The 12765-nt window shown below is 66.3% G+C and carries 11 protein-coding genes; 6 read left to right on the forward strand and 5 right to left on the reverse strand.

The genetic code is table 11. From position 1 onward, the window contains the following. The first annotated feature begins 430 nt into the window (after positions 1-430). Positions 431-1681, forward strand: coding sequence for an IS256 family transposase (locus tag ACIQJT_RS35225; RefSeq protein ID WP_402649820.1), 1251 nt, complete (start codon positions 431-433; stop codon positions 1679-1681). A 339-nt stretch (positions 1682-2020) separates the two neighbouring features. Further along, positions 2021-2227 (forward strand): hypothetical protein, encoded by a 207-nt coding sequence (locus ACIQJT_RS35230; RefSeq protein WP_402649821.1) that lies wholly within the window; start codon positions 2021-2023, stop codon positions 2225-2227. 158 nt (positions 2228-2385) lie between these two features. Here ACIQJT_RS35230 and ACIQJT_RS35235 read toward each other — a convergent pair whose 3' ends face one another. Continuing rightward, positions 2386-3033, reverse strand: coding sequence for a TetR/AcrR family transcriptional regulator (locus tag ACIQJT_RS35235; protein ID WP_402649822.1), 648 nt, complete (start codon positions 3031-3033; stop codon positions 2386-2388). A gap of 593 nt (positions 3034-3626) precedes the next feature. Between ACIQJT_RS35235 and ACIQJT_RS35240 the strand changes: the two genes are divergently transcribed. Then, a complete protein-coding gene (locus ACIQJT_RS35240) occupies positions 3627-5162 on the forward strand; it encodes an FAD-dependent monooxygenase (protein ID WP_402649823.1) in 1536 nt (511 codons plus the stop codon). A gap of 226 nt (positions 5163-5388) precedes the next feature. On the opposite strand, the gene ACIQJT_RS35245 is transcribed toward ACIQJT_RS35240, so the two are convergent. From ACIQJT_RS35245 to ACIQJT_RS35255, 3 genes are all read right to left on the reverse strand, one after another. Further along, positions 5389-6420 (reverse strand): Gfo/Idh/MocA family protein, encoded by a 1032-nt coding sequence (locus tag ACIQJT_RS35245; protein WP_402649824.1) that lies wholly within the window; start codon positions 6418-6420, stop codon positions 5389-5391. A gap of 71 nt (positions 6421-6491) precedes the next feature. Beyond that, positions 6492-7094 carry a TetR/AcrR family transcriptional regulator gene (locus ACIQJT_RS35250; RefSeq protein ID WP_402649825.1) on the reverse strand — a complete coding sequence of 201 codons (603 nt, stop codon included), beginning with the start codon at positions 7092-7094 and terminating at the stop codon, positions 6492-6494. A gap of 49 nt (positions 7095-7143) precedes the next feature. Next, positions 7144-8739, reverse strand: a complete 1596-nt coding sequence (locus ACIQJT_RS35255; protein ID WP_402649916.1) for an MDR family MFS transporter — start codon at positions 8737-8739, stop codon at positions 7144-7146. Between the two features lie 317 nt (positions 8740-9056). Here ACIQJT_RS35255 and ACIQJT_RS35260 point away from each other — a divergent pair, with 317 nt between their 5' ends. Then, positions 9057-9611: a TetR/AcrR family transcriptional regulator gene (locus ACIQJT_RS35260; protein WP_402649826.1), complete on the forward strand. Its 555-nt coding sequence runs from the start codon at positions 9057-9059 to the stop codon at positions 9609-9611. A gap of 140 nt (positions 9612-9751) precedes the next feature. Here the strand turns inward: ACIQJT_RS35260 and ACIQJT_RS35265 are convergent, their stop codons facing one another. Further along, on the reverse strand, positions 9752-10240 hold the full coding sequence (locus tag ACIQJT_RS35265; protein WP_402649827.1) for a DUF3093 domain-containing protein: 489 nt from the start codon (positions 10238-10240) through the stop codon (positions 9752-9754). A gap of 647 nt (positions 10241-10887) precedes the next feature. On the opposite strand from ACIQJT_RS35265, the gene ACIQJT_RS35270 reads away from it, so the two are divergent. Together ACIQJT_RS35270 and ACIQJT_RS35275 are read left to right on the forward strand one after the other, a co-directional pair. Then, positions 10888-12264 (forward strand): beta-1,3-glucanase family protein, encoded by a 1377-nt coding sequence (locus tag ACIQJT_RS35270; RefSeq protein ID WP_402649828.1) that lies wholly within the window; start codon positions 10888-10890, stop codon positions 12262-12264. 257 nt (positions 12265-12521) lie between these two features. After that, entirely contained in the window at positions 12522-12713 is a 192-nt protein-coding gene (locus ACIQJT_RS35275; RefSeq protein ID WP_402649829.1) for a hypothetical protein, read from the forward strand. The last annotated feature ends 52 nt before the right edge of the window (positions 12714-12765 follow it).

The raw sequence follows: 12765 nt of genomic DNA on the forward strand, positions 1-12765 counted from the left end.
GGACGTGACGGGGACTATGGCCACCTTCTCGACCGGACTTCTGAGTTTCCTGTCATATCGGCCGGGATACGGGCTGTCCGGCCGGTTTCAAAGAGAAATCTCAGCCAGCACCACGGTGAGCACCGTCAAACCGGGCCCCTTCATGATGGTCAGCGCCCCTTGCCGACGGCCGCGATGGAGATGCCCGGCCGCGCAGTCCGTGCTGGCAGATGAAGGCCGTGCGCGAATACATCGGTGAACGTTATATGGCTCGGGACGCTGGCACTGAGCCCTAGTGCAGCAGGTCCATGACCCGGTTAACAGCAGGTTGCGGAGCAATGCTCAAGACCTGTGGATCAGCAGGTGGAACGCGGAGTGCGTACCTTCCCGGTGGTCCCTTGACGGTCATCGAGTAGGCCCGCGTTGCAGCGCGGGTCGGGAAGGCACGCCCGTGCTCAGCGTAGTCACCGAAGACGGCACCACCCAGTCCGGCGCCCTGATCGACGAGATCGTCCGCGAGGGCGCCCGCCGGATGCTCGCCGCCGCACTGGAAGCCGAAGTCAACCAGTACATAGCCGAGTTGGCAGGAGAGCGTGACGAGCGTGGGCATCGCCTGGTTGTCCGCAACGGCCATCACCGGCCCAGGACCGTGGTCACCGCGGCCGGCTCGGTCGAGGTCACAGCGCCGCGAGTCAACGATCGCCGCGTCGATGACGAGACCGGCGAGCGCAAGCGGTTCTCCTCCAAGATCCTTGCCCCGTGGTGCCGTAAGTCCCCGAAGATCTCCGAAGTCCTGCCGCTCCTCTACCTGCACGGCCTGTCCTCCGGGGATTTCGTGCCCGCACTGGAGCAGTTCTTCGGCTCCGCGTCCGGCCTGTCGTCCGCGACGGTGACTCGGCTGACGAAGCAGTGGAGCGACGACCACGCCGCCTTCCAGCAGCGGGACCTGTCAGACCGGGACTACGTCTACGTGTGGGCGGACGGTGTCCATCCCAAGGTTCGGCTCGGGCAGGCGCATTCTTGCGTCCTGGTCCTGCTCGGGGTCCGCCTCGACGGATCCAAGGAGCTGATCGCGCTGGCCGAGGGGCTTCGGGAGAGCACGGAGTCATGGGCCGACCTGCTGCGAGACTGCCGCCGCCGCGGCATGCGCGACCCGGAGCTCGTGGTCGGAGACGGTGCGATGGGGCTCTGGCGGGCCCTGGCCGAGGTGTTCCCCGCCGCCCGGCATCAGCGCTGCTGGGTCCACAAGGCCCGCAATGTCTCGAACTGCCTTCCGAAGTCAGCACAGTCGAGCGCGACGAAGGCACTGCAGGAGATCTACAACGCTGAAGACCGCGCCCACGCCGAGAAGGCGATCGAGACCTTCGCGAAGACCTACGGCACGAAGTGGCCCAAGGCCGTCGCGAAGATCACCGACGACGCCGAGGAACTGTTGGCGTTCTACGACTTCCCGGCCGAGCACTGGGTCCACCTGCGGACCACGAACCCGATTGAGTCGACGTTCTCCACGGTCAAGCTCCGCACGAAGGTCACCCGCGGGGCGGGCAGCCCTGCTGCGGCCCTGGCGATGGTGTTTAAGCTGGTCGAGTCCGCCCAGGCCCGCTGGCGCGCGATCACCGGCGCCCATCTCGTGCCCCTGGTCCGCGCCGGGGCTGTCTTCGAGAACGGCCTCCTCGTCGAGCGCGAGCAGCAGGTAGCTTGATCACGTCAGAGAGCGGTCGGCCGGGCCATGGCGGGGCCAGTCCAGCTGCATAGATCTTGATCTATCCTCAGTCCTTCACAACCGGGACAGGGGTGATCAGACAATGGCGTATCGGATTGGGGACGAAGTGATCGTCTCTTGCGAGCCGGCAAGCGCTCGGGTCGTCTCGGTGAATGCGACCCACATCTGTCTCCAATGGCCATGGGGAGAGATCGACAGCTCCAGGCAAGTTCGCTGGGACGGGACATTCCATCTCCCATGGGCCGACTCAAGCCGTGAGTGGTCCCCCTATCACTTCGAGCCGGCACCTCCTGCCCTCCGAGCAGGAGACGTCTGCCGGTGTCGATCCCTCCCACTCGCCTCTGCGTGGGGCACTACGAGGAGTACGAGCCTCCCCGCGACTTCGGCTGGGTTCCCGCCCCCACCGCCGGAATCTACGTCGTGCCACCAGAGAGTTTCGATCCGGAGGACGTGGACGAGACCGCGGGTTGCATGCTCTACCTCGGCGGAGCGGAGCCCCACCGAGTCGAACATGTCCAGGACTGAGTCGCCAACCGCACCTCATCTCGTCCACAGGTCTTGACTATTGCTCCAGGTTGCGTCAGGGTGTCCGTTTGCCGAAACTACGGGCCTGGAGACTGCGTGGTCGCTCGCCGCCGGGCAAGGCCGAGGTGAGCATGCACAGCCGCCATCGGCGCCACTCGTTACGGCATGCGGCGCGAGGAGTGCTCTGGCTCCGGCAGTCCCTTGAACAGGGGCAGCAGGATGTCCTCGACGATGCGGATGATGGACTCCTCCGGCACCGGAAGGCCCTGCAGGGACTCCGCGCGCATCAACGCCATGGGCAGTGCAACGACCCGCGCGGGGATGGCCGCGCCGCTGTACTCGCCTCGCTGCGTTGCACGTTGGAGGATGCGCTCCAGGGCCGGGCGGAGGTCCACCTGGCCAACCCGGGTGTACAGCAGCCGCGTCAGTTCCGCATCATTCAGCATTGCTGCGTTCAACTGTCCGACGACCTCGGGGGAAACGTTTGCGAACCGATCCGCGAGCGGGCGGAGCAGGGCGATGAGGTCGGAACGCAAATCACCGTGATCCTCGTCCGGGTTGCTCGAGGTGGGGACCTTGTCGAGGATGGCGGCCAGCAACAGTTCGGCCCGGCTCGACCAGCGCCGATACAGCACCGGCTTGCTGGTTCCCGCGCGGGCGGCGACCGCATCCATGGTGACATTTTCATAGCCGTCGGTGACCAGTACGTCCCAGGCTGCGCTGAGGATGGCTGCTTCGAGTGCAGCTCCCCGGCGCCGTGTCCGGACGCCCGGCTTCGCGGTAGGCCCCTCTGTCTGACCGGCCACGTCTCCCCCGACTCGCACATACCTGTCGATTTCGGCAGGCGCCTCCTCAAGGTACCACGGTTCCTTCTGATCGCCCGGGAGTGACCGGTGCCCCAAGAAGCCAGCACGGCGACGAACCGGCTGGCTGCCCGGGGACCTCATGTTTCCTGCTGCGGCCTGCGGTGCGGCGGGAAGCGCCGAAACCATCGGCCTTACCCGCCGACAGCGGCATCGAGATCACAGCAGAGCTATCCGCGCCCTGTCGCATCTGCCACCTGACCGGGCCGGTCACAGGGCGGGAAAAATCGGTTATCAGCCAACAAAAGCCACCGACCAGCCAACCGATGGGTGCACGGTTCAACACTGCCAGGCCCGCTGCCGAGACACCCCCCTTCCGCGCCAGCCACAGTCACTATCGAAGCCACACAGCACAGCCGCGTCTGCCTCTTTCCAGGAGATCCTTCCGCCAAGGCCAACACGCGCAACGCCCGTCACTCGCCCACTTCCGCCCGGCTCGGGCCGGCATGACCTCTGGCGACCCACGCGATTGCCTCAAGCGGGAAACCGTGGTTTCCTGCATAAGGTACTAGAGTTTCTTAATCGAAGGCGGGCACGTGAGCAGTGAAAGCGCAGTCGTCATCGTGGGAGCAGGACCAGTCGGACTCGTACTCGCATCCGAGCTGGAGATCGCCGGAGTCCACGCCGTGATCGTCGAGCAGCTGTCCGAACCCGACCCGCTGCAAAAGGGCCGGGGTGTCGGCGTGTTGGGCAGCGAAGCGTTGCGCCGCCGGGGGCTAGGGCGCCGTCTGTACAGCCAGCACCAGGCCGGCAGAGTCAACTACCAGCAGGACATGGGCAGCGCGTTCGGCCACTTCGCCTGGATCCACAAGCTGACCCCCACGCACCTGATCCCCGAGGGGGACAACCGGATGGGGGCCGCCCTCTGGCAACCCGAACTGGAACAGGTACTCACCGAACACGCCACCAAGCTCGGCGCTACGGTGCTGCGCAGCCACCGCGTCACTGCATTGACACAGGACACCACGGGCGTCGAGCTGACGGTGGAAACCCCAGAGGGCGACCGTCAGTTCAAGGCGGCCTATGCCGTGGGATGTGACGGCGGCCGGTCCTCAGTCCGCAAGCTCGCCGGATTCGATTTTCCCGGCGTCGACGGCGGCTTCCTCACCAGGATTGCCCGGCTCAAGGTCGCCGACCCCGAGACATTTCCCGCACCGGTCAACTCCCCCCGGGGACGCCTGCAACACGGCGGCGTCCACGATGGATGGGTCCGTGTGCGGGTGACCGAGCCCATCGACAAAAGCGTGAACCGTGACCACGCCCCCCTGACCGAGACCGAAATACGCGAGGCGATCAACCGGACCAGCGGCGCCTCCCCTGTGATCCTCGAGATGCGGGAAGGGCGTCGCACCCAGGACAACTCGCGGCACGCAGCCACCTACCGCATGGGCCGGGTCCTCCTCGCCGGTGACGCTGCCCACGTGCACTCCCCCATGGGCGGCCAGGGCCTCAGCCTCGGCATCATGGACGCCGTGAACCTCGGATGGAAGCTCGCTGCAGTCGTCCAGGGGACCAGCGACGCCCGGCTCCTCGACACCTACACCAGCGAACGCCATCCAGTCGGCGCAGGTGTCGTCCACAACACCCGCGCGCAGACGGCGCTGCTGGCAGCCACCCCCTACGTCGAGGCTCTCCGCGACATCTTCAGCGACCTCATGGACCTTCCCCAGGTCAACCGCTTCATCGGCGGCATGCTCACCGGCATCAACGTGCGCTACCAGCTGCCCTACGCCCCGGGAAGCGATCACGACCTGATCGGCGGCCATCTGCCGGACTTCGTCGTCGACGACGCCACCCTGTACTCGCTCATGCGCGACGGCCGGCCCGTCCTGCTGTATACACCCCCGGCTGAGTCCGCCGCAGCAGCAGCGCGGCCTTGGGCGGATCGGCTGCACGTCGTCGATGCGCTCGTCCTCGGCCGACGCGATCTCACCGCCGCCCTCATCCGGCCCGACGGCGTGCTCGCCTGGGCCGCCACCCCAAATGCCTCGCCGGACACCGATGCTCTCATTGAGGCCCTGGGCACATGGTTCGGGACGGGCACGCCGCTTCAGGTGCAGACGACGCAGTAACGCCCGGCCAACCGACCGACCGGAACCGCCATTTGGCTTAGCACCGCGAACCCCAAAAGACGCCACGGCCTCGGCCACCAAGTGCGCCGCGTATCCATAGGGGCGCCAGCCCACCTGTTCCTGCGGCAGGTGGGCTCGCCCCTTGTCGCGCCCCCCACACAGGCTTACTTGCAGCTCTCCGGTACTGCACAGTACGGGCCGCGAGCGGGTGGGACGTTGCGGTGCCTCATCGGCCCTTTCTCTCGCCGCGGAGGGGCAGTCCGCAACTGCGGTAGATCTCGTCTAGGACGCCCATGTTTGCCACGGCGTCTGCCGACGACGTGATGACGGGACCTCCATCGCGCACTGCCGAGGTGAATGCCGCGAGCTGGCAGACGTAACTCGACGGTTGGCGAGGCAGGCGTTCCCGTCTCACGACGCGGCCCCCGTCGTGCGATGCGCGGACGGTGAGTTGGTGGTAGAGCTGCGGCATCACGAAATTGGTCACCCGCAGTTCACCCGCCGACCCGATGGCCCGGGCTCGGATCGACAGCACGCGCCGCGACCACATCGACGCACGTACTCTGCCGGTTACCCCGCCCGGGAACGTCAGCTCTGCGGTCATCGCACGGTCGACACGCCGGTCCTTGCGCAGTGTAAGCATCTGTGCGGTGGTCACCGTCGGGTCGCTTCCGGCGAGAAGTCGTACGGCGTGCACGGCGTAACAGCCTGCGTCCATCGCCGCTCCGCCCGCGAGTGCGTAGTCGTAGCGGATGTCACTGAACCGAGGCAGCGGGAAACACACCTCGGCCTCCACGCGGTGCAATTCACCGAGTTCGCCGCTATTCGCGATCTCAAGCATCCGAGCGGCAAGTGGGTGGTGGCGGTAGTGAAAAGCTTCCATCACCACCAGACCACTGCGTGCGAAAGCCGCGTCGGCGGCTTTCGCGACCCGTTCAGCCTCATCACGGTTGGCGGTCATGGGCTTCTCGCACAGCACGTGCTTGCCGGCCTGCAGTGCCTTGAGGGTCCACTCTGCGTGCAGGCTATTGGGGAGAGGCACGTAGACGGCGTCCACCTGGGGATCGGCAAGCAGCGTTTCGTAATCGGCGTGCACGACGGGGATGTCGTGTTTGCGGGCAAACTTCTCGGCACGAGTGCGGTCGCGAGCCGCCACTGCGGTCACAGTCACGCCGGATACCTGACGTGCCGGATTGATCAATGCGCTCGGTGCGATGGCGGCAGCTCCGAGCAATCCGATCTTGAGCCCTGGGGACATGTGGATCATTGTGCCAGCCGTGTCGTGCATCGCGGAATCTCCGCTCCGGCGCTTCTTGTGAACTCCCGGACCTACAGCGGCAGTTGCGCCTCCGAGGCGTGGGCATCTCCGAGCAGGAACCTGGCGGAGTCCGCGGAGACAAGGAGTTCCAGCGCGACAGCCAGAGCCGCGGCACGCTCCTCTTTTGTACTGTTCCCGATTCCCGCCAGCGCTTGGGGGGCTCCATGGACGACGAGCAGGGCGAGGACGCAACGGAGCTGGCTGGCAAGGTCGGCCTCGGGGTCCAGGAAGAGGTCCATGAGGCCCTTCATGACGTCGCGGTACGTGGCCGCAATCGCGAGGTTACGCAGGGCGCCGCCGTTGTCCTGGAAGATTCCGAAAAGCGGCGTGACGTGAGCGACTTCGGCTGCGTAACGGCGCAGCGCCTCCTGCCGGGTGCTCGGTCCGGGCGCTTGGCCTTGCATCCAGGCGATGAGGGCTTCGACCGGTCGGATCCGCTCCGCGAAGAGGGCAGTGAGGATGTCCTCCTTCGTCTTGAAGTGGTAATACACGGCCGCCTTGGTGACGCCGAGGTGCTCCGCGATTTCCCGTAGCGAGGTCTTGTCGTATCCCTTGGCGGTGAAGAGCTTGAGAGCCGTCTGCGTGATGCGGTCGCGGGTGGTACCTGCAGTCATCGTGCGTGTGCCGCCTGTCTTCGGCATTGCATGGGAGGGGGCGGCCATGTCAGCCGGCCGAACGGGGGGCGGCTGAGGGGGTGGACGGCTGACCCGGCGCAAGCGCATCCGCCGACTTGGATGCGGTACTCGATTCGCCGGCGTAACCGCGCAGGGGGACGTGGCGAATGAACAGGGCGAACACGATGCCGATCACTGCGGTGCCCGCGCCCCAGGCGAAGGCGGTGTCGATGCCGTCGCTGACGGCCTGGGCGAAGGAGTGTCGCACCGCCTCGGGCAAAGCGCGCAGCACCTCGGGGGTCATCTGGGCCACCGTGCCGGCGGAGCCGGCCGTATGGGCCACGGCGCCTGCTCCAGAGGTGAAGGAGTCAGCGAGGGTGTGGGTGTAGAGGGCACCGAGGACAGAGACGCCGAGAGAGCCGCCCATGTTACGCAGGAACGTGGCGGCGCCGGTGGCGGCGCCCATATCGCGTGGTGGAGCGCTGTTTTGGGCGATGAGCATGGTGGTCTGCATCAGGCAGCCCATGCCGGCACCGAGGACGACCATGTAGAGCGAGGTGAGGATGCGTGAGGTGTCGGGGCCCATGGTGGCGAAGAGGAGGAGTCCGGTCGACATCAGCACACTGCCCGCGATCGGTATGGCGCGATAGCGGCCGGTACGGCTGATCAGGGCGCCGCCACCGAGGGAGAACGTCATGGCGGCGATCATCATCGGCATCAGCAACAGTCCGCTACTGGTGGCCGAGGAGCCTTGTACGTACTGCTGGAATTGCGGCAGCAGGGTCACTCCGCCGAACAGTGCGAAACCGACGACGAAGCTGAGGGCGCCGGACAGGCTGAAGTTGCGGTTTGTGAAGACCGACAGCGGCATGATCGGCTCTGCGACGCGGCGTTCGACCAGGACGAATGCCGAGAAGCCCACCACGGTGGCCAGGACCAGACCGACGATCACCGGCGAGTTCCACGCGTACTCGGTGCCGCCCCAGCTTGTAATCAGAACCAGCGTGGTGATCCAGGTGGTGAGCAGCACGGCACCCGCCCAGTCGACATCCACCCGACCGGAAGATCGGGGCAGCTTCGCCAGGACGAACCAGCACACCATGAGCGCGACGATGCCCAGCGGCAGATTCACGTAGAAGGCCCAGCGCCAGGTGAGATGGTCGGTGATGAAGCCGCCGGCCAACGGACCGCCGATCATGGCAACCGGCATGACGGCCATCATCATGCCCTGGTACTTACTGCGGTCCCGAGGCGGGATGATGTCGGCCAGTACCGCCATGACGCCCACCATCAAACCGCCCGCACCCAGCCCCTGCAGGGCACGGAACCCCACCAGCTCCCCCATGTTCTGCGACATACCGCACAGCGCGGAGCCGATCAGGAAGAGGGCAATGGAGGACAGGAAAGTGATGCGGCGGCCGAGCAGGTCACCCAATTTGCCCCAGATCGGGGTGGCGGCAGTTGAGGCAAGGATGTAGCCGGTCGTCACCCAGGCAAGGTGGTTGAGGCCTCCGAGGTCGCCCACGATCGTGGGCAGCGCGGGCGCCACGATCATGTTGTCCAGCATGGCCAGTAGCATGGCGACAACCAGCCCGCTCATCGTCACCATGATCTCGCGGTGGGTGAAGCGTGGCAGTTGGGCCATCTCGGCGTCGGCCGATGCCGATGCTGTCTGCGTCACGGTGCACGGCCCTTTCAGCAAAGGACGGCCACCCGGCACGCACAGAAAGGCCGGGCGGAGTGTTCGGACGAAGCAGGCCGGTTCCACTCAGACCCTTCGACCCTATGCCATCACTTACCGGCCGGTTAGTAGATTACTTGTCGCCCGGTAAGTTGGCAAGCCGGTGCCGCGCGACGACGATCGAGTTAGGCGTTCCAACGGGAAGCGCCTCACGGGAGGGGGCGAGGATGCCAGGGGCAGGGCAACGACGGGGCAGCGATACGAAGGCCGAGATTCGTCAGGTGGCCATCGAGCTGTTCACCGCGCAGGGATACGAGGCAACCTCCCTGCGGGAGATCGCCGAGCGTCTGGGCATCACCAAGGCCGCCCTGTATTACCACTTCAGCAGCAAGGAGGACATCGTCCGCTCTCTGTTCACCGAATACCTTGATGCCCTCGACGCCACGGTCGCCTGGGCTAGGGAGCAGCCCGCCGGGCCGGACCTGCGGATCCGCGCCGTGGACCGGATGGTCGATCTCGCGAGCGGGGACGGTATGCCTGTCATACGGTTCGCGCTCGCCAACCAGCGCGTTGTGCGCGACCTATATCCCGGCCGGGAGAATGCCGTCGCCCGACTCAGCGAACTCTTCAAGATCCTCGCCGGGCCGGCGGCGACGGTCGAGGAAGAATTGCGGCTGCGCGCCGCACTGCTCAGCGTCAACATCGTGCTGCTGGCCTCGCAGGGGCTGACAGCGCCCGACGAGAAGATCAGCGCGGTCGCCCGGGACATCGCCCACCTGCTCATGCCGGCCGGTGCACCCCGTGACGGCGCCGGAAGCGATGGCCCCAGCGCCTGACCTCCTTTGCCACGAGCGGAAGTTTGCCCGTAGCAGTGCTCCGTGCCGCTGTCAGCAGCTTCGCGGCCCTCTTGTGACGAGCTTCCGGTCGCAGGCCGGTTCGGCTTCCTCCTCCGAGCGTGGCGCGAGCACCATCCGCACTAAGGGTGTTTGCCCTGCGCTGTTTCGGCATGGGCTTGGCGCGCCGCCTCGAGCGCCATCGCCAGCCTCTGCGGCTCCCGCGTCGACAGATACAGGTACGGCGTGGGGTCCTCGGGGTCGACGACCTCAACGCGCAGCGCAGTCGGGATGTACGCGCGCAGCAGCAGGAACGCCCGGGTGTCGGCCTTGTACGTCCGCCAAGCGCGAGCCTGCTCCTCATCCAGCACATCCGCCTCGCCCAGCGCACCAACCGGGATCTTGGCCTCGCCCGCGATCAGGAAACCGCCCACTACACGAATACGCGGCGAGCCATACGCGCTGACGACAAGTGCCGCCATGGCCGTACCGCCGACCAGGCCGCCGAGCAGTGGTAGAGGGCCAAAGGGGAGAAAGATGAGGGCGAAGGAGACACCCAAAAGAAGACTGTTCAGCCACCACGAGCGGGGGGCAGCGAGGCGTTCTTCGTAGGAAGCGGTGGAAGGCTGCATACGGCCAAGCTTGGCACGGCATCCTGGCGCTTCCGGAGCCGGGGCCTTCGGCACAAACCACTGTCGAGTGGGGCGGAGGGTGACGGACGGGCTGATCGCCCATGCGTCGGGCTCTTCCCACAAGCAGCCGAGATTCAAACACCCTCGGTCGGGGGTCATGTCGCGCCATGCGGTGCAGCGACTGAGGTGAAGCTGCAGGTCGCCTCCCGGTCTGCCCGCCCCGACGCCACCGATACCTGACCGCCCGCTTGGAGCGGCCGTCGCGACCGCCGTTGTGTCGCCCGCAGGCCTGACCTCGATGATGGCGGTGTCCATACCGACGTGGCAGGGCAGTGGGCGCGCCGCACTGACAGATCATCAGGTCAGCCCGGTGGGAGGCCACGCGAGTCAGGCCAGTCGGGTCAAGGCCCCGGAAACCAGGCAGGTATCGCCGATGTTGGGAAGCAGCAGCCGGTTGCGGGACGTACCCGTCCAGCGGAGTGACCCCACCAACAGTTCAAGACTCGAACGGGCTTTCCTGTGAATCGGAGAGCTTTCGAACAACTCGTTGACTGTTGAATCTGTGCTTGCAATCATCTCTGCGCCAGAGAGCGCTCTCGGCTCAGCGCCATCGATCTCCGTCACGGTCCCCCACCCGGTTGAGGAGTATGCCTGTGTCAGTCACCGCTTTGCCGCACCGCTCACCAGGACGGATACAGCCCCGGCCTTCCGTCGTCCTGGCCCTCCTGATAATGCTCGTCGCCGCCCTTGGCCTGACCGCGGCCGCGCAGTCGCCCGCACTCGCGGCCAGCACCCTGCTCTCCCAGGGAAGGCCTGCTACCGCCTCCTCGGTTGAGAACGCCGCCTACAGCGCCACGCAGGCCGTGGACGGCAGCGACCAAACCCGCTGGTCCAGCTCGTTCAGTGACCCCCAGTGGCTCCAGGTCGACCTCGGAACCGTGCAGAACATCACGCAGGTCACCCTGAAGTGGGAGACGGCGTACGCCAAAACCTTCGACATTCAGACAGCCACGAGCGCAAGCGGCCCCTGGACCACGCTCTACTCGACCAGCGCTGGCACGGGTGGCGTACAGAACCTGAACGTAAACGGCACCGGGCGGTACGTCCGAATGTACGGTACGCAGCGTGCCACTGCGTACGGGTACTCGCTGTACGAGTTCCAGGTCTACGGGAGCTCCGGAGACGGCGGCGGAACCGCGCCCGCGGATGACTTCTGGGGGACCACTGACGATATCCCGGCGTCATCGGCCGTGATGAAGGTGAAGGTACTCAACCGCACCGAGGGCGCTTACCCGGACAGCCAGGTCTACTGGAGTTACAACGGGCAGGTGCGCTCCATCGCCGAGCAGCCCTACGTCGACATCGTCGCTGGCCCCGCCCAGCGTATGTACTTCTACGTCGGCGCCCCGAACGGCCAGTACTACGACTTCATCGAGTTCACCACCGGCACGGCGGACTTCAGCGGCAACACAACGCGCGTGGACGCGTGGGGCCTGCCGCTGGCCATCCGGTTGCACTCGCACAGCGGGCAGGAAATCCAACTGGGCGATACGCAAGACCTCTTCACGATGAGCCGCGACCAGGTATTCCAGAACTTCCAGGACTCCGTGCCACAGCAGTTCAAGGTGCTGGCTCAGACCCAAGCGCCATACCGGATCATCGCCCCGGGCAGTGACCCGAGCTTCCGCGCGGGCGGCGCTAACGCCAACTACTTCGCTGCCTACGCGAACTCGGTCGGCGTCAACGAATCCAGCTCCAACATCTTCGGATGCGCGGGTTCCCTCGCCGCCAATGCGAGTCTGTGCGCGGCTCTGAACCGGCACACGGCAGACCTGCCGGCTGCACAGCAGCAGGACCCGTCAAAGTTCTACCCCGCGGACCCTGCCAACTGGTACGCCAAATACTGGCACGACCACGGCATCAACCACCTCGCGTACGGCTTCCCCTACGACGACGTGGCGGGTCAGGCCGCGTACACCAGCATGCAGAACCCACAGTGGATGGAGGTCGCCGTAGGTTACTAAGGCCTCGGATCCTCCTAAGCCCAACCGGCAACTGGTCCTGTCAAGAGCAGAGCAAGTTGTCGACCGGGCACCACCCACGCGGACCTGGACGCGGGCCGGTCATCAGCTCCGCCAGGTCGTCAGGCCACGAGAAGGGCAACGGCCGGGGTGGCTCCAGTCAAACGGGCTCTTGGCGTCCTGCACTCACTGATGTCCGATGGGCGGCCGCTCCACCTGCACACCCCACAGACCAGCCCTCTGGCCGCGAAAGCTGCTCCGTGGCTGACCGGGTCGATCTCGCCTCCGCCCTGGTACTCGGACGGCGAGATGTGACCGCTGCCCTGGTCCGCCCGGACGGTGTCCTGGACTGGGCGCCCGTACCGAGCGCGTCAGCGGACACCGCGGCGCTACGCACGGCGCTGTCCACCTGGTTCGGTGCACCACGGCCCCAGACCGGCGTTCATGCCTGACGTCGGCGCCGGAAGAGGTCGCGGGAGACGCTGTGCAACGTTGCCCCGCCGA

Source organism: Streptomyces sp. NPDC091972 (assembly GCF_044756385.1).
Classification (GTDB): domain Bacteria; phylum Actinomycetota; class Actinomycetes; order Streptomycetales; family Streptomycetaceae; genus Streptomyces.

Excerpts from the sequence above, each read along its gene's own strand:
- ACIQJT_RS35245 (WP_402649824.1), bottom strand. The coding sequence starts at position 6,420 with ATGTCCCCAGGGCTCAAGATCGGATTGCTCGGAGCTGCCGCCATCGCA.
- ACIQJT_RS35250 (WP_402649825.1), bottom strand. The coding sequence starts at position 7,094 with ATGACTGCAGGTACCACCCGCGACCGCATCACGCAGACGGCTCTCAAG.
- ACIQJT_RS35255 (WP_402649916.1), bottom strand. The coding sequence starts at position 8,739 with ATGGCCCAACTGCCACGCTTCACCCACCGCGAGATCATGGTGACGATG.
- ACIQJT_RS35265 (WP_402649827.1), bottom strand. The coding sequence starts at position 10,240 with ATGCAGCCTTCCACCGCTTCCTACGAAGAACGCCTCGCTGCCCCCCGC.
- ACIQJT_RS35270 (WP_402649828.1), top strand. The coding sequence starts at position 10,888 with ATGCCTGTGTCAGTCACCGCTTTGCCGCACCGCTCACCAGGACGGATA.